Source organism: Chelatococcus sp. KU-N122 (genome assembly GCF_055391085.1).
The window spans coordinates 7,579,115-7,594,124 of record NZ_AP043981.1 but is presented as its reverse complement, the minus strand read 5'-3'; the positions used below and the strand labels follow the sequence as shown (position 1 = coordinate 7,594,124).

Here is a 15,010-nt window from a genome sequence, read left to right as displayed (position 1 = left end):
TGCAAAATGGCCAGGTCGCGCAACGACCTGCCATCCGCCGGCAGAGGAAAAGGCCGCGCCTCGCCTTCGCCCGATGCCCGCCGGTTCAGTCCTCGCCGCGATAGGCCCGCTCCAGCGCTGCGATATCGAGCTTGACCATGGTGAGCATGGCCTCCGTCATGCGCTTGGCGCCGGCGCGATCGGAACCGGCGGCCATCTCCCCGAGGACGCGCGGCACGATCTGCCAGCACAGGCCCCAGCGGTCCCGCAACCAGCCGCACTGCTCGGCCGTGCCGCCGTCGGCGAGAAGCCCGTCCCAGATGCGGTCGATCTCGTCCTGGGTCTCGCACCGGACCTGGATCGAGAACGAATGGTTGAACGGATCGAGCGGGCCGGCCTGGAGCGCGACGAAATGCTGGTCGCCCAGCCTGAACTCGATGATCTCGACGCTCCCCGCCGGACCGCTCGGGGTATCGGCCGGCACCGTGGTCGTGCTGACGATCTCGGATTCGGGCACCAGCGACACGTAGAGCGTGACCGCGCGGCGCGCGTCCTTCTCGAACCAGAGATGGGAGACGATCGTGGGCATGCAGGACTCCTTTGCTGTGCGGACTGCGATCCGACGGCCAAAGGACGTTCCGCGCATGCTGGAGCCGACAGGCGACCAGATGTCGGTCAGCGAGGAGCTTTGCGCGGGCGTGCCGCTCGGGGCGGCGACGCCGGCCTGCATACGGCTTCGAAGCGCGCATCGAAGTCGCGCGCGAGGTCGCCCAGGGTGACCTCGCCGAAGCGCCGGAGCACCAGGTTTTCGGCCTCGTGCATGGTCGCGCCGAGCGCGCTGTTCACGGCCTGCTCCACCAGGCATTCCGGATGGTCGACCGAAAGCCCGATGGCGAACAGGTGGGGGGCGCCGAGCGCCTGGTAGATGTCGCGCAGGGTGATCTCGTCGAGCGGTCGGGCGAGGGCCCAGCCGCCGCCGTGGCCCTTCTCGGAGCGCACATAACCGGCGGTCCGCAGCCCCGCCATGGTCCGACGCACCACCACCGGATTGGTGCTCAGCATCTCGGCCAGCGCCTCCGACGTGGCCGTACCCGCATGCCGGTCCATGTGGATCAGGGCATGCAGCATGCGCGACAGCCGGCTGTCGTTTCTCACGGGATGGGCCTCCTGATCTCCACCGGCAGATCATAAGGCGAGCTGCTCACGTAACGAATAGGGTTGCGTGTCGGGAGCCAGGTTGGCATCATCATGTAACTTAATTAGATACGTGACTGCGGACCTGCTCAGGCCGCCGTCGCCATGAGACCGAGGAGCAGACGCCGTGTCCTATGACGCCATCATCATCGGCGGCAGCTTCGCCGGCCTGTCGGCCGCGATGCAGCTGGCCCGCGCCCGCCGCCCCATCCTGCTGGTCGACGCCGGCCTGCCGCGCAACCGCTTTGCCAAAGCCGCGCACGGCTTCCTGGGCCAGGACGGCGTGGCGCCCGGCGCCATCATGGCCGAGGGCTTGAGGCAGCTCCGCGCCTATCCCACGGTCGCCGCACATCACGGCACCGCCATCGCCGCCGGTGGCGAGCGCGATCGCTTCGCCGTCTCGCTCGACGACGGCAGCGTGGTCCAAGGCCGCCGCCTGATCCTGGCGACGGGCGTGCGCGACGAGCTGCCGCCGATCCCCGGCCTCGAGGCCCGCTGGGGCGAGACGGTGCTGCACTGCCCCTATTGCCACGGCTACGAGGTGGCCGGACGGGGGCTCGGCGTCCTGGCCAACCATCCCATGGCCGATCATCAGGCCATGCTGATCCCCGATTGGGGGCCGACGACCTTCTTCACCCAAGGTCACTTCGAGATCACCGACGAGCTCAGGGAGCGGCTCGCCGCCCGTGGTGTCGCGATCGAACCCACACCCATCGTTGCGCTGCTGGGCGACGCGCCGGCGCTCGATGCGGTGCGGCTCGCCGACGGGCGGACCGTGCCGGTCCACGCGCTGTTCACCGCGCCCAAGACACAACTGGCGAGCCCTCTCGCCGGTCAGCTCGGCTGCGCCGTCGAGGCGGGCCACACGGGTCAGCACCTGCGCGTGGACGAGTGGAAGCAGACCACCGTCCCGGGTGTCTATGCGGCGGGCGACGCTGCCGCCGCCATGCACAACGCCACGCTTGCTTCCGCTGCCGGGGTGCTGGCCGGCGTCGGTGCGCACCAGTCGCTGCTGGGGTAATCTTGCCGAAGCGTGTCGGGATTGAGCCGCCTCAGCCGCACCGCAAGCTCGCCGGCTACCTCACGGCTTCAACCGGACCACCGGGATCGGCTGCGCCGCCAGAGCTTTGATTGCGGCTGGGCGCTCGGTCTTCAGGTTCTTGAGGAAGGCCACGCGATCTCCGCCGTAGCCACGCCGGCTGAGGCCCATCATCAGCACGCCGTCCCGATGGGGAACGTAACGATAGGCGTTCCACTCGATCACGTCGCCGCCGTCGGCCGCCTTTCCGCTGAGAACGAAGTCGACGATGATTTCGCCCTTGTCGGCGTTGCGGATGACCGCGACGTTCGCGACCGGGTCTCGCGCCTTGCGCGCTTGGAGGGTGTCGACCTGCGCACCGGCCACGCGCGCGACGTCCGCGTCCGAAACCAGAAGGTCCAGCAACACCATGCGCTCGAACCGTTCGAGCGTCTGTCCTTTGGGAAGGTATTCGTGCTTGTAGTAGCCCGTGAACGGATTGGAGCTCCAGGCAAGGCGATGCTCGACGCCGCCGATGACGATCGGCCCCGCCACGGACAGATAGTTGGTCACAGCTTGGGCGCGGCCGGCGGCGGTCCCCGACAGGAGCCCAAAGACCGCGGCAATGAGGAGGCCGCCGAGAGCGAGCAGGCGTCGCAGTCCAGTCATGGCTTGCCCCATACAGGATGGGGGGTGCGGAGGCTACTACGCTGGCGTGTGGCCGGCGCGATGGTCGCTGGGACCTCGCTGCCGTTGCGAACAGCCATGGCGGCGGTTCGGCGCACTCGCAGTCGATGAGTTGCGGCTGTCCCTTGGCCTAGTGCATGTCCCTTATGGCCATGGAGCTAAGCTCCGCCACCAGACAGCGACTTGTCGGGACGGTACCCACAGCGTGTCGCCTCATCGGCGAGGGGCATGGTGGGGAGGACGGTAGACGTGCGGGCCGGCCGCGGCCCCTGTGCCAGGAATCGTCGAGCGCCGGCATGAGGGCGCACCCTCGCGTTGCATTCGGCTACGAGCTAACCATAGTGGAGTGGGGTAGCTTTGGGGCGTTGGATATGAGCGTGGGGGCTGCGTCTGGTGCACTTGGGGCCGGCTTACAGGCGCCATCTCGCGTGAGCATAGTGGCCGAAATTACGACCAATCACTTCGGTAGCCGTCAGCGGCTTGAGCAATTGATCCGCCGCTCGGCGGCCGCCGGCACCGACTATATCAAGCTCCAGAAGCGCGACGTCGCGACCTTCTACAGCGCTGACAGGCTCCGTTCGTCATACCAATCACCGTTTGGCAGTACATTCGCCGACTACAGGTTTGCCCTTGAGCTGACGGAGGACGATTTTGCCTTTGTTGACCGACTATGCGGCGAACTTGGCATTGGCTGGTTTGTGTCGGTCCTGGACGAGCCTTCGCTCGATCTCATTTCTCAATTCGATCCGGGCCTGATCAAGCTGCCATCCACGATATCTGAGCACACTGAATTTATAAGCGCGGTTGCGCGCCGACACCGGGGCTCGGTCGTGGTTTCGACCGGCATGACTGACCACCATTACGAGCAGTGGATCTTGCGGACGTTCGACCACTGTCCGTGCCTGTACCTCATGCACGCCAACTCTGCCTATCCGACGCCGCCTGCCGATTGCCATGTCGGCGTCGTCAGACACTACCGCGACCTCGCCCAGATCAACCCTCGCATCAAGCCGGCGTACTCGAGCCACGATCTAGGCGCTCTCGCGTCTGTGCTCGCGGTCGCCGCGGGCGCGCGCATGGTTGAGAAGCACGTAAAGCTCGGCGTGACCGACTGGGCGCATTTCGATGCGGTGGCGATGGATCTTTCGACCTCGGCCTTCGCCGACTACGTCGCAGCCATCCGCCAGGCGGAGACGATCCTCGGTGGTGAGCTGAAGCAGGTCACCCCGAGTGAGCATCACAAGTACCCGGCGCCCCGGGGGCGTGCCGAGCTCGCAGAGGCCGCATGCGCGTAGTCGCTGTTATCCCAGCCCGCTATCAGTCGACCCGCTTCGAAGGCAAGCCCCTGGCGACAATTGCCGGGGTGCCAATGATCGCCTGGGTCTACCATCGAGTGCGGCAATCGCCTCGGCTGGCCGATGTGCTGGTGGCCACTGATGATCAGCGCATCGCCATTGCTTGCGAAGCGCATCAGGTCAGGTACGTGATGACCTCTCCGGATCATGTCACGAGCACCGATCGAGTGCATGAGGTATCGCGAACTGTCGACGCGGACCTCTACATCTGCGTGAATGGCGACGAGCCCTTGATCGAGAGCGCTCAGGTGGAGCGACTGATCCCTGACCGAATGCCCGACGACGGGCCCTACGCTGCCAATCTGGTCGCGCCCATCGAGTCGGCTTCCGAGGTCATCGATCCGGCCAACATTAAGGTGATCTGGGGCCGAGACCAGCGCGCGATATGCTTCTCGCGTAGCCCGATCCCTTATCCCAAGGGCACGCTCGATGTGGTCTACCACAAGCACGTCGGGCTGCTGATCTATAACCGGCGAGCCTTGGAATTTTTCGCGTCAACGCCACGCGGGCCGGTCGAGATGGCCGAAGACGTCAACGAGCTTCGCTTCATTGAGCACGGAGTGCCGTTGACGCTAATCCCGGTGGCGCCCACGCGAGGACTTTCTGTGGATACGCCAAAAGACCTCGAGCGCGTCCGTGCGATCGTTGGAGCGAACGGGATCAGTCCACCAGTCGCGGCGTGACTGTCGGCGGAGATGGAGCGGAAGAGGCGTGCAGAGGAGCAGTTCTCCCGGCGGCGGTTCGCTGCTCAACAAGAAGGGTCTGCGCTGCCGCTTTTTGGTTTGGAACCGCTGGCGGGTAGTCCCTTTCCGCCCAGCGTCCCATCCACGCGATCCCATATTGCCTTACTTCTGTAGGCCTAGAACGGTGCCGCGCTACCTCTCCCCACCAAGATCCCCTCGAACAGCGGTCGCATATACAGCTGCACCGCATTGTCGCGTGTGACGCCGGGGGCCCAGCGCTCGAGCTCTGAGGCGGCGTTGATCATGCCGGCCACCTGCTGGGCGGCGATGGCCGGCTCCAGCGGCGCGATGCTGCCCTCCAGCATGCCCTCAACGATGAAGATGCCGAAGCGCTCGGTGAGCTGGTCGTGGCGCCGCTTGGCCTCGAGCCGCAAGGCTTCCGGCAGGGCGTTCCAGGCGGTCGTCAGCACCAGCGGTCCTTGCTCCGACAGCTGATAGAGCAGCAGCGCGCGCGTCGCCGCCATCAGCCGCTCCCAGCCGGACCCAAAGCTGGCCGCGGCGCAGAGCTGCGTCCGGCGCATCACGTCGAAGGTGCGCTCGAAGCAGGCGGTGATGAGCTCGTCCTTGCTCGTATAGTGGTGATAAAACGACCCCTTGGTGAGGCTGAGCCGCGCGGCGATGCGCTCCACCGAGGCGCCGCGGAAGCCTTGCTCGTTCACCAGCAGCGTGGCTGCCCGCAGGAAGGCCTCCGACATGGCCCGCTCGCCTGTGGGCGGCTGCAGCCACGCCAGCTCGGGGACCGTCCGATCGGTGCGGCAGCGGCCCTCGCGCATCAGCCCGCCGATGACGATGTCGCCCATGCGCTCGGCGGCATAGGCGTAGTCATCCGGCTCGAAGCGGCCGAGCCAGCGGCGCATCCAATGCACCAGCGACAGCAGCAGGTGGCCGCGCGCATTGCGTGCTGGCCGATCGGTCCCCTCCCTGGGCAGCAGGCGGCGCACGCTGCGAAACATCTCCGTGTAGGCGGCGATGACCGGGTCGGCCAGCGGCGGTCGCAGGCTGCGGATGTCGTTGAAGTTGACGAGATCGTCACGGCGGGCGGCGGCGATGTCGGCGAACACGGCGGCCTGGCCGCGGATCAGTGCGCGGATGCGCGCCTCCGGGGTCGGTGCGGCGAGCGCCGCCTGGGCCAGCGCGTCCACCGCCGCGATCGCGCGCAGCAGGCAGGCCGCGCTGAGCTCTTCCTTGCGGCGGTAGTAGTAGGTGATGCTGTTGGTCGTGAGGCCGACGCTCGCGGCGATGTCCGACAGCGTCGCCCCTTTCAGGCCATGGCGGTTGAAGTGGCTCGCCGCTGCATCGAGGATCGCCTCGCGCTTGGCGATGAACCTGGGTGTCTGCGCCGGCTTGCGATTCTCGATTGGCGCATTCAGCAGGGCCTCCGGCAGCATCACCCGTTCGCTTCGTTGAGATGGCACGCAACGGCCTGGCCGTCGCCGAGGTCGCGAAGCACCGGTACCCCAGTTCGGCAGCGCGCGAAAGCGTGCGGGCAGCGGGTGTGGAACGGACAGCCGAGGGGAGGGCTCGTCACGCTCGGCACCTCGCCGGAGACGATGACACGGCGGCGGCTCGCCTCGACCACCGGGTCGGCCACGGGCACGGCGGCGAGCAGGGCCTGCGTGTAGGGGTGCTGCGGCGATCTGTAGAGCGTGTCGCGCTTGGCGACCTCGACGATGCGGCCAAGGTACATCACCGCGATACGGTCGCTCACGTGGCGCACCACGGCGAGGTCGTGGGCGATGAACAGGTAGGCGAGCCCGAGGCGCTGCTGCAGCTCGACGAAGACGTTCACCACCTGCGCCTGGATCGAGACGTCGAGCGCCGAGACCGGCTCGTCGCAGACGATCAGGCTGGGCTCCAGCGCCAGCGCCCGGGCAATGCCGATGCGCTGCCGCTGGCCGCCGGAGAACTCGTGCGGATAGCGGTCCGCCATCGCCGGCAGCAGACCGACCGTGCGCATCAGCGTCGCGATCCTGTCGTCGTAGGCGCGGCGGTCGTCGGCGAGCCCGTGCACCACCAGCGGTTCGCCGATCAGATCGCGCACCTTCATGCGCGGATTGAGCGAGCCGTAGGGGTCCTGGTAGACCATCTGCATGCGCCGCCGCAGTGGCCGCATCCGCGTCTTGTCATAGGCCGTGATGTCCTGGCCTTCGAACTCGATGCGGCCGGCGGTCGGCGTCAGCATGCGCATGATGGCAAGCCCGGTCGTCGACTTGCCGCAGCCGCTCTCGCCCACGAGGCCGAGCGTCTCGCCGCGTTCGACCGTCAGCGAGACCCCGTCGACGGCGCGAACCGTTGCGGCCCGCTTGCGCAACAGCGCGCCGGATTGGACCGGGAAGTGCACCTTGAGATCGTCCACGCGCAGCAGCGGTTCGCCCATCAACAGGTCTCCAGGATGCACGCCACCTGATGCCGGGCGCCGACGTCGCGCAGCGGTGGCCGTGCGCGTCCGCAGGCGTCGCTGGCGTGGCGGCAGCGCGGCGCGAAGGCGCAGCCCGGGGGCAGCGCCGCGAGATCCGGCGGCTGGCCCTCGATAGGCACCAGCCGCGCGGTCGCGTCGCTGTCGAGCCGCGGCACCGACGCCATCAGGCCGCGCGTATAAGGGTGGAGCGGCCGGGCGTAGAGCTCGCGCGCCGGCGCCTGCTCGACCACGCGCCCGGCATACATCACCACGACCCGGTCTGCGTAGCGGGCGACGACGCCGAGGTCGTGGGTGATCAGGATCAGCGCCGAGCGGGCTCGCTGTGCCAGGTCCTGCAGCAGGTCCAGGATCTGGGCCTGGACCGTCACGTCGAGCGCGGTGGTGGGCTCGTCGGCGACGATGAGCTGCGGTTCGCAGGCCAGCGCCATGGCGATCATCGCCCGCTGGCGCATGCCGCCGGAGAACTGGTGCGGGTAGGCGCCGACGCGCGAGTCCGGGTCCGACATGCGCACCCCGGCCAGCAGCTCGCGCGCCCGCTTGAGCGCCGCGGTCCACGGCGCGCCACGGTGCTGGTTGATCGGCTCGCCCACCTGCATGCCCACGGTCAGCGCCGGGTTGAGCGAGCTCATCGGCTCCTGGAAGATCATGGCGATGCGGTTGCCACGCACGCTGCGGATCTCCGCGTCCGACAGGGTCAGCAGGTCGCGGCCGTCGAACAGGATCTGGCCGCCCTCGATCTCGCCCGGCGGGTCCGGGATGAGGCGCAGGATCGACAGCGCCGTGACGCTCTTGCCCGAGCCGGATTCGCCGACAATGGCCAGGGTTTCGCCGGCGCGGACGTCGAAGGAGACATGGTCGACGGCCGTGACGGGGCCGCGGTCCGTCCGGAACCGCGTGACCAGGTCGCGGACGCTGAGCAGCGGCGCAGCCTCTCCGGTCGCATCTGCGCCGGACGGCCCGGGCTTCACCGGCGCGTTCAATAGCCCATCGCCTTCTTCAGGTCCTGGTCGATCCAGATGCGCGCATGGATCGGCCCGGCTCGCTCGGCGCCGGCGCGCAGCTCGCCGCCGTAGTTCTTCACCCAGGGCCACCAAGCGGAATAGCCGTAGCTTGTCGGCAGATAGATATAGGTCGCCTTCTCCAGCGCCTCGCGCGTCAGCTCCTTCATGATCTGCTGGCGCTTGCTTTCGTCCCGCTCGAGATAGACGTCGGCCATCTTCTTGTCGAACGCGGGGTCCGAATACACCGATGGGTTATAGGGCTGGCCGGTGACAAAGTTCTTGCGGATCGTCGCCGTCGGGTTGGTGTGGCCGTTGCGCAGGAAGAAGCCGGGCGAATGGGTCTTGGTCGTCAGGGCCGAGATGAAGGCGCCGACCTCCGTCGGCTTGATGTTGATCTTGATGCCGACCTGCTCGAGATACGCGGCGACCAGCGGCAACAGCTCCAATTGCGCCGGCGAGCACGAGCAGACCTGGACATCGAAGGTGAAGCCGTTCGGATAGCCCGCCTCGGCCAGCAGCTTCTTGGCCTTGTCCGGATTGTAGACGAAGAGCTCCTTCACCGACTCCGGCATCTTGTCGAGCGGCTCGAAGTAGCCCACGTAATCGGGATGCTGCGGGTAGGCGAACAGCTCCGCATGGCCCGCGTAGAACGACGAGATGATCTCCTGCTTGTTCACGGCCATGTTGAGGGCCCGGCGCACGCGGACGTCATCGAAGGGCTTCTTGTCGACCCGCATGGCGAGGAAGGTGCCGCCGGAGTCGAGCCAGCGCGACCATTGCAGTTTTGGCGCGCTCTTCTTCAACTCGTCGACGGCGCTCCAGCGCACGCTCTCCAGGATGTCGAGCTTGCCGGTACGAAGTGCCGCAAGGTAAGCAGATTCGTCCTTGATGGTGCGGTAGACGATCTTGTCGACGAACGGCAGCTTATAGATTTGGCCGTCGATCGTCTCCTTGTCCCAGTAGATGTCGTTCTTGGAGAACGTCACGGCATTGCCTTGGACGTAATCGGTCAGCTTGAACGGCCCGGTACCGTTGACGTTGCGCCAATTGCCGGCTCCCGCTTCGAACACCTCCTTCGGCACGATGCCGGAATAATAGCCCCAGCCGAAGCGATAGTCCCATTCGGAGTTGTAGCTATTGAAGGTGAAGACGACCGTGTGCTTGTCGACCGCCTCAGCCTTTTGAATATAATCGAAGTAGCTGGCAACCTTCTTGGGGCTCTTGTCCAGCCTGTTGAAGCTCTCCACGACGTCGTCGGCCACCAGCTCGCGCGCGGCCATGATCCCGGGCTTGTCGGGGAACATCACGCCCTTGCGCAGCTTGATCTCCGCCCGGATCGGATCGTCCTTCAGCTCCCAGCTCTCGGCCAGCTCGCCGCGAATGGCATCGGCCGGCAGCCACGCGTCGGCCACGAACGGATAGGGGCCGCCGTTGCGCTTGGCTTTGCTGAGATCGGCGACGAACAGCTGCTCGTAGACCAGCGCCGTATCCTGGGAGAACTTCCACGGCCAGTCGACCGGATCCCATGACAGGGGCGAGAGAGTGAGGTAGATCGGGCCGACGTTGAGCGTGCCGCCGTACTGCGGCGGTTTCTCCGCCTGGGCGCCAGCGACCGAGGGCAGGGCCGCGAGCGCACCCGCCGCGGCTAACCCTCTGAGCGCTCTGCCGACGGCTCGTCCGACACTCATTGTTTCCCTCCCGTATTGTTCTGTTTCAGCCTGCACTTGGGTCGAAGCGGCTGGGGCCGGCGGTCCCGTTGCGCAGCTCGCGGGGAGAGGTGAACCCCCCGCTAGCGCGACCCGCGCATGCGCGGGTCGAGCAGGTCCCTGAGCGCGTCGCCGAACATGTTGGCGGCGAAGACGACGCTCGTCAGGCACAGGCCCGGAGCGAGGGCCAGCCATGGCCCCTGGAACATGTAGGTCCGGCCGCTGCCGGAGAGCAGGCCGCCCCAGGTGGGGGCCGGCGGCGGCACGCCGAGACCGAGGAACGACAGGCCCGATTCCGCGAGGATCACGGTGCCGACACGCGTGGTGAACAGCACGATGATCGGCGGCATGATGTTCGGCAGGACGTGGCGCCAGAGGATGCGGGCCGTCGAGGCGCCGATCGACTGGGCGGCGTGCACGTACATCTGCTCGCGCACCGAGACCACGGCGCCGCGGATGATGCGGGATCCGGCGATGCCCAGCACCAGGCTCAGGACGACGATGATCTGCGGCGTGCCCGGCCCGACCACCGACACCACGGTGATCAGGATGACGAGTTCGGGAAACGACATGTACGCATCCACGAAGCGCTGGGTGATCATGTCGAAGCGACCGCCCAGATAACCGGACAGCGTGCCGATGACGACGGAGATGACGGTGGCGAGCGCTGCCGCCGACAGGCCGATGATCACCGACAGCTGCGCGCCGTAGAGGCAGCGGGAGAGGAGGTCGCGGCCGAGATTGTCGGTGCCGAAGGGATGGGCCCAGGAGGGCGGCTTCAGCCGCTGGATCGGGCTGATCTGGTTGTAGCCGTAGGGCGCCAGCACATCGGCGAAGACGCCGCAGACCAGGAACAGCAGGAACACCAGGCCCGCTGCGGTGCCGAACGGCTTCTCGCGCACGAGGCGCCGCAGGAACGCCATGACGGGGGCGCGGGCCGGCGCGCGCGCGTCGACGGCGATGTCGGAGATGGCGCTCATCGGTGCCTCACACGCGGATCGAGCAGGCCGTAGCTCAGGTCCACGGCCAGGTTGATCAGCATCACGGCGAGGCCGACGACCAGAAATACGCCGGTGACGATGGGATAGTCGCGCTGGCTCACGGCCTCGAGCAGCAGCAGGCCCATGCCGGGGATGACGAAGATCTGCTCGATGATGACCGCGCCCCCGATCAGCAGCGGCGCCTGCAGGCCGACCAGCGTCACCACCGGGATGAGGGCGTTGCGCAAGGCGTGGCGCATGACCACGAGCCGGCCCGGCAGGCCCTTGGCCCATGCGGTGCGGATGTAGTCCTGGCGCAGCACTTCGAGCATCATCGTGCGCGTCATGCGCATCGTCACGGCCGACAGGGCGGCGCCGAGCACCAGCGCCGGCACGATCATCTGCTTGAGGTTCTGCAGCGGGTCGTCGCCGAAGCGCACGAAGTTCACTTCCGGCGACCAGCCCCACCAGATCGACGGGAAGACGGTGACCATCGTGGCCAGCCAGAAGCTCGGCACCGACAGCAGCAGGATGGAGAACGAGCGCGCGGCGATGTCGCCCGCCGTGTCCTGCCGGACCGCGGAATAGATGCCGATCGGCAGGGCGATGACGAGGCCGACGATCAACGCCAGCAGCCCCAGCTCGAAGGTCACCGGCAGGCGGTGGAGGAGCTCGTCCAGCACCGGCGTCGACTGCCACAGCGAACGCCCGAAATCGCCCTGCAGGATGCCGCCGATCCAGCGCAGATACTGCTCGGGCATCGGCCGGTCGAGCCCGAGAGCCTGGACCAGTTGCTCGCGGCTCAGCTTGTCCGCGGTCAGGTCATTCTGGTTGAGCATCATGTCGATCACGTCGCCGGGGATCAGGCGAACCGTGACGAAGACGATGATGCTGACGAACAGCAGCGTCGGGATCAGCGCCAGCAGGCGGCGTATGATGTAGGCGTGCATGCCGCTATTCGCCCCTCGCGGAGCCGAGCGACGACGCGGCGCGACCGTAGGCGCAGCCCCAAAGCCTCAATGCATGTCCTCCCGTGGGTGCCCACGACGGCCTTTGGCCGTTCGTGGCTGCCGTACCCCATTTTCGAGGATGATCGGCAGCAGCGTCACTCCGACGCAGAGCTTAACACCGCTCCTGTTGGTTGCAAGGGGGTGCGAACGTTCCTGGTCGGTAAGTCGGCCATACCGAGTTTACGAAATCGTCTCCGCGGGCGAAGCACGGCCGGGCAAGCACGAACCAGCGCTTCCACATGGCGCTTGCCCGGAGCGACGCCGTGAGCCACGCTTGCGGCATGAAGCGATTGGCCGCCGCTTGTGCCGCCCTCATTGTGCCGACGGTCCAGGCTGGCGCCGCAGGAGGCGGCGCGGCGGTTCCTCAGTTTCGCGACTATCCGGCGGCGGCGCGGCCGGTCCCCGCAGTGGTTCGCCTCGACCTGTCGGGCCCGGATGCCAAGGCCTTCCGCACCCGGCTCCAGGCCGCCGCCTCGGCGCCGCCGAACTTCGCCGGGACATACAGCATCGCGATCTGGGGCTGCGGCACGAGCTGCGTCGGCGGCGCCGCCGTCGACCGGCAGACCGGCCGCGTGACGTCCTTCCCGTTCTCGGTCTGCTGCCATGCCGGCCCGATCGACGACAAGTTCAACGCCGTCGAGTTCAGGCGGACCAGCCGCCTGATCGTGTTCACCGGGCTGCGCAACGAACAGGGCGCCGACGGCAGCCACTTCTACGAATTCGACGGCAAGTCGTTCCGGCTGATCAAGACCATCGCGAAGTAATCTCCGTCGGTGGTGGGCGGTCGGCTCGGCCCGGCCGCCATCCCGCCGGACGTCGTGATCAACCGCCCGCCGCCGGCGCCTCGGTATCCGGAAACGGCGCGCCCGGCAGGTAGAGCAGGATCGGGCGGATCTCGTAGACGGCGGTGGGGTTGGCGCGACGCAGCTCTCGCGCCGCCTCGACCGCCGCGTCGCGCGTGGGGCGATCGACCACGTAAAAGCCGAGCAGTTGCTCCTTGGTCTCGGCGAAGGGGCCGTCGATCACCACGCCAGCACCGGGGCCTCGCAGCGTGCAGGCCTTCCCGGTCGGCCCGAGCCGCGCCGACGGTCCGAGCGCCTGCTCCTGGTCGAGGCGGTCGTGGACCTCGAGCAGGCCGCTCATCACCGCGGCGTCCTCCTCCGCGGTCCAGGACGCGACCACCTCTTCCGCATGATAGGCCAGGATGGCATAGAGCATCGATCTCACCTCTTCGTCGTGCCGGATCAAGGGCAATACCCTAAAGACGTCCGATCCCGCCGGATGCCGACAGCGCGTGCTGCCCGGTGCCGCGACGCACGGCGCCGGGCAGCGGCTGCGCCCATTGTGGCGATGAGGGCGCAGATGCCCAGCCGAGTCGTCGCCATGGTCACCAGACGCATCCACATTCTGTCGCTGGCCGCCGGCGTCATCGAGACGGCGTTCTGGGTCTACACGCTCCTGCTGATCAGCAGGAGCGCCAACCCTATGGGCGACGGCATGGAGCTCGTCGCGCTGGTGCCGATGACGATGATCTGGGCCTGCCTCACCCTCCCGGCCACGGTGCTGTCGGTCTGGCGGCGCTCGGTGCCGCTGGCGCTCGTGCTTCACCTCGTCGCCATCGCCGCCTTCGGCTGGATCTGGGGCGAGATCTCGGCCGAGCTGTCGCGGCCTCAGACCGCAAGCCCGCGGACGCTGGTGATGGAGCAGCCGCCGCGCGCCATGGACGCACTGCGATACGCCTCGGTCTGATGGGACGCTCCCGATGGGGGCCGCGCCTGCGCGACAAGGGCAGGGGGTAGCGCAAGCCCCGGCCGATGAGGATGATACGCCATCGCTGAGATGCTCCAGGGAGGCCACATCATTGTCCACTCGGCTGCCGGGCCGGCGCGCGGCAAGCATCGTCGGCGCCGCCGTTGCAGTGGCCGCCGCGTCGGCGGTCGTCCACGCCTGGCTGGCGCGCCGGGCGGAGCGCCGGCATCCGCCGGCCGGGCCTTCATCACCGTGGCCGGCGTGAAGCTCCACTACGTCGAGCGTGGCGTCGGCCAGCCGCTGGTGCTGCTGCACGGCAACGGCGCCATGATCGAGGATTTCACTGCAAGCGGCCTCTTCGATCTGGCGGCGGCACGCTTCCGCGTGGTGGCCTTCGACCGCCCAGGCTTCGGCCATAGCACGCGGCCGCGCGGCCGCGTCTGGACGGCTGCCGCCCAGGCCGAGCTCATCGCCGCCGCGCTCGAGCGGCTGGGCATCTCGCAGGCGATCGTATTCGGCCATTCCTGGGGGGCGAGCGTCGCCATCCGCTTGGCCCTGGCCCATCCCCGGCTGGTGCGCGGCCTGGTGCTGGCCTGCGGCTATTACTATCCGACGTTCCGGCCCGACGCCGTGGGCGCATCGATTCCGGCCGTGCCGATCGTCGGCGACGTGCTCAGCGCCAGCGTCGTCCCCGTGCTCTGTCGCGTGCTCTGGCGCTCGATCGTGGGACGGATCTTCGGTGAGGTCGCCGTGCCGGCGACGTTCGCCGCCTTCCCGAAGGAGCTGGCGCTGCGTCCCTCGCAACTGCATGCCATGGCCGCCGAGTCGTTCCTCGTGCTCCAGGCTGCTGCGGCGGCGCGGCGGCATTACCCGCGCCTCGCCGGGCCCGTGGTCATCGTCGCCGGGGAGGGGGACCTGCTCGTCGGTGTCGAGAGCCACGCGGCGCGGCTGCACCGCGACGTGCCAGGCAGCCGCCTGCGGCGTCTGCCTGGGGCCGGTCACATGGTCCATTACACCGCAACCGCCGCGGTGATGGCGGCGATCGACGAGGCGGCCGGGATGGCGGCGGATGGGGCGCATGCTGGCCTAGCCGGCTGCGGCGGCCGTGGCGCGGAGGGCGGTACGCCGGCCGCCTGACGCCTTGGGGCGTCGATGCCGGTCCGGCGCAG

The 15,010-nt window shown here is 67.9% G+C and carries 16 protein-coding genes; 6 read left to right on the top strand and 10 right to left on the bottom strand.

Annotation, left to right across the window (positions count from 1 at the left end):
• Positions 1-85: 85 nt before the first annotated feature.
• Complete coding sequence (locus tag ACZ5PO_RS34300) at positions 86-568, bottom strand: VOC family protein (RefSeq protein WP_464187185.1); 483 nt, start codon at positions 566-568, stop codon at positions 86-88.
• An 86-nt stretch (positions 569-654) separates the two neighbouring features.
• Complete coding sequence (locus ACZ5PO_RS34295) at positions 655-1,134, bottom strand: Rrf2 family transcriptional regulator (RefSeq protein ID WP_464187184.1); 480 nt, start codon at positions 1,132-1,134, stop codon at positions 655-657.
• 166 nt (positions 1,135-1,300) lie between these two features.
• Between ACZ5PO_RS34295 and ACZ5PO_RS34290 the strand changes: the two genes are divergently transcribed.
• The gene (locus ACZ5PO_RS34290) at positions 1,301-2,194 is read left to right on the top strand and encodes an NAD(P)/FAD-dependent oxidoreductase (protein ID WP_464187183.1); all 894 of its coding nucleotides are present in this window, start codon (positions 1,301-1,303) and stop codon (positions 2,192-2,194) included.
• A gap of 60 nt (positions 2,195-2,254) precedes the next feature.
• Here ACZ5PO_RS34290 and ACZ5PO_RS34285 read toward each other — a convergent pair whose 3' ends face one another.
• Positions 2,255-2,746, bottom strand: a complete 492-nt coding sequence (locus ACZ5PO_RS34285; protein WP_464187182.1) for a hypothetical protein — start codon at positions 2,744-2,746, stop codon at positions 2,255-2,257.
• A 560-nt stretch (positions 2,747-3,306) separates the two neighbouring features.
• Here ACZ5PO_RS34285 and ACZ5PO_RS34280 point away from each other — a divergent pair.
• Both ACZ5PO_RS34280 and ACZ5PO_RS34275 read left to right on the top strand, forming a co-directional pair.
• Positions 3,307-4,173 carry an N-acetylneuraminate synthase family protein gene (locus tag ACZ5PO_RS34280; RefSeq protein ID WP_464187181.1) on the top strand — a complete coding sequence of 289 codons (867 nt, stop codon included), beginning with the start codon at positions 3,307-3,309 and terminating at the stop codon, positions 4,171-4,173.
• Positions 4,164-4,916, top strand: coding sequence for a 3-deoxy-manno-octulosonate cytidylyltransferase (locus ACZ5PO_RS34275; RefSeq protein ID WP_464187180.1), 753 nt, complete (start codon positions 4,164-4,166; stop codon positions 4,914-4,916). The genes ACZ5PO_RS34280 and ACZ5PO_RS34275 overlap by 10 nt, the downstream gene beginning before the upstream one ends.
• 176 nt (positions 4,917-5,092) lie before the next feature.
• On the opposite strand, the gene ACZ5PO_RS34270 is transcribed toward ACZ5PO_RS34275, so the two are convergent.
• The 6 genes from ACZ5PO_RS34270 to ACZ5PO_RS34245 form a co-directional block, all read right to left on the bottom strand.
• Positions 5,093-6,364 carry a TetR/AcrR family transcriptional regulator gene (locus tag ACZ5PO_RS34270; protein WP_464187179.1) on the bottom strand — a complete coding sequence of 424 codons (1,272 nt, stop codon included), beginning with the start codon at positions 6,362-6,364 and terminating at the stop codon, positions 5,093-5,095.
• Positions 6,364-7,353, bottom strand: a complete 990-nt coding sequence (locus ACZ5PO_RS34265; protein ID WP_464187178.1) for an ABC transporter ATP-binding protein — start codon at positions 7,351-7,353, stop codon at positions 6,364-6,366. The genes ACZ5PO_RS34270 and ACZ5PO_RS34265 overlap by 1 nt, the downstream gene beginning before the upstream one ends.
• Positions 7,353-8,375 carry an ABC transporter ATP-binding protein gene (locus tag ACZ5PO_RS34260; RefSeq protein ID WP_464187177.1) on the bottom strand — a complete coding sequence of 341 codons (1,023 nt, stop codon included), beginning with the start codon at positions 8,373-8,375 and terminating at the stop codon, positions 7,353-7,355. The genes ACZ5PO_RS34265 and ACZ5PO_RS34260 overlap by 1 nt, the downstream gene beginning before the upstream one ends.
• Positions 8,372-10,084, bottom strand: a complete 1,713-nt coding sequence (locus ACZ5PO_RS34255; RefSeq protein WP_464187176.1) for an ABC transporter substrate-binding protein — start codon at positions 10,082-10,084, stop codon at positions 8,372-8,374. The genes ACZ5PO_RS34260 and ACZ5PO_RS34255 overlap by 4 nt, the downstream gene beginning before the upstream one ends.
• Positions 10,085-10,185: 101 nt before the next feature.
• The gene (locus tag ACZ5PO_RS34250) at positions 10,186-11,082 is read right to left on the bottom strand and encodes an ABC transporter permease (protein ID WP_464187175.1); all 897 of its coding nucleotides are present in this window, start codon (positions 11,080-11,082) and stop codon (positions 10,186-10,188) included.
• Entirely contained in the window at positions 11,079-12,032 is a 954-nt protein-coding gene (locus ACZ5PO_RS34245) for an ABC transporter permease (RefSeq protein ID WP_464187173.1), read from the bottom strand. Before ACZ5PO_RS34245 ends, ACZ5PO_RS34250 begins: the two co-directional genes overlap by 4 nt.
• Before the next feature lie 323 nt (positions 12,033-12,355).
• On the opposite strand from ACZ5PO_RS34245, the gene ACZ5PO_RS34240 reads away from it, so the two are divergent.
• Positions 12,356-12,856, top strand: a complete 501-nt coding sequence (locus tag ACZ5PO_RS34240; RefSeq protein WP_464187172.1) for a hypothetical protein — start codon at positions 12,356-12,358, stop codon at positions 12,854-12,856.
• Positions 12,857-12,914: 58 nt separating this feature from the next.
• On the opposite strand, the gene ACZ5PO_RS34235 is transcribed toward ACZ5PO_RS34240, so the two are convergent.
• Positions 12,915-13,310, bottom strand: coding sequence for a YciI family protein (locus ACZ5PO_RS34235; RefSeq protein WP_464187171.1), 396 nt, complete (start codon positions 13,308-13,310; stop codon positions 12,915-12,917).
• A 144-nt stretch (positions 13,311-13,454) separates the two neighbouring features.
• Here ACZ5PO_RS34235 and ACZ5PO_RS34230 point away from each other — a divergent pair, with 144 nt between their 5' ends.
• On the top strand, positions 13,455-13,841 hold the full coding sequence (locus ACZ5PO_RS34230) for a hypothetical protein (protein ID WP_464187169.1): 387 nt from the start codon (positions 13,455-13,457) through the stop codon (positions 13,839-13,841).
• 261 nt (positions 13,842-14,102) lie between these two features.
• On the top strand, positions 14,103-14,978 hold the full coding sequence (locus ACZ5PO_RS34225; protein WP_464187168.1) for an alpha/beta fold hydrolase: 876 nt from the start codon (positions 14,103-14,105) through the stop codon (positions 14,976-14,978).
• The last annotated feature ends 32 nt before the right edge of the window (positions 14,979-15,010 follow it).

Excerpts from the sequence above, each read along its gene's own strand:
- ACZ5PO_RS34270 (WP_464187179.1), bottom strand. The coding sequence starts at position 6,364 with ATGCTGCCGGAGGCCCTGCTGAATGCGCCAATCGAGAATCGCAAGCCG.
- ACZ5PO_RS34250 (WP_464187175.1), bottom strand. The coding sequence starts at position 11,082 with ATGAGCGCCATCTCCGACATCGCCGTCGACGCGCGCGCGCCGGCCCGC.
- ACZ5PO_RS34235 (WP_464187171.1), bottom strand. The coding sequence starts at position 13,310 with ATGCTCTATGCCATCCTGGCCTATCATGCGGAAGAGGTGGTCGCGTCC.
- ACZ5PO_RS34255 (WP_464187176.1), bottom strand. The coding sequence starts at position 10,084 with ATGAGTGTCGGACGAGCCGTCGGCAGAGCGCTCAGAGGGTTAGCCGCG.
- ACZ5PO_RS34300 (WP_464187185.1), bottom strand. The coding sequence starts at position 568 with ATGCCCACGATCGTCTCCCATCTCTGGTTCGAGAAGGACGCGCGCCGC.
- ACZ5PO_RS34265 (WP_464187178.1), bottom strand. The coding sequence starts at position 7,353 with ATGGGCGAACCGCTGCTGCGCGTGGACGATCTCAAGGTGCACTTCCCG.
- ACZ5PO_RS34245 (WP_464187173.1), bottom strand. The coding sequence starts at position 12,032 with ATGCACGCCTACATCATACGCCGCCTGCTGGCGCTGATCCCGACGCTG.
- ACZ5PO_RS34275 (WP_464187180.1), top strand. The coding sequence starts at position 4,164 with ATGCGCGTAGTCGCTGTTATCCCAGCCCGCTATCAGTCGACCCGCTTC.
- ACZ5PO_RS34230 (WP_464187169.1), top strand. The coding sequence starts at position 13,455 with ATGCCCAGCCGAGTCGTCGCCATGGTCACCAGACGCATCCACATTCTG.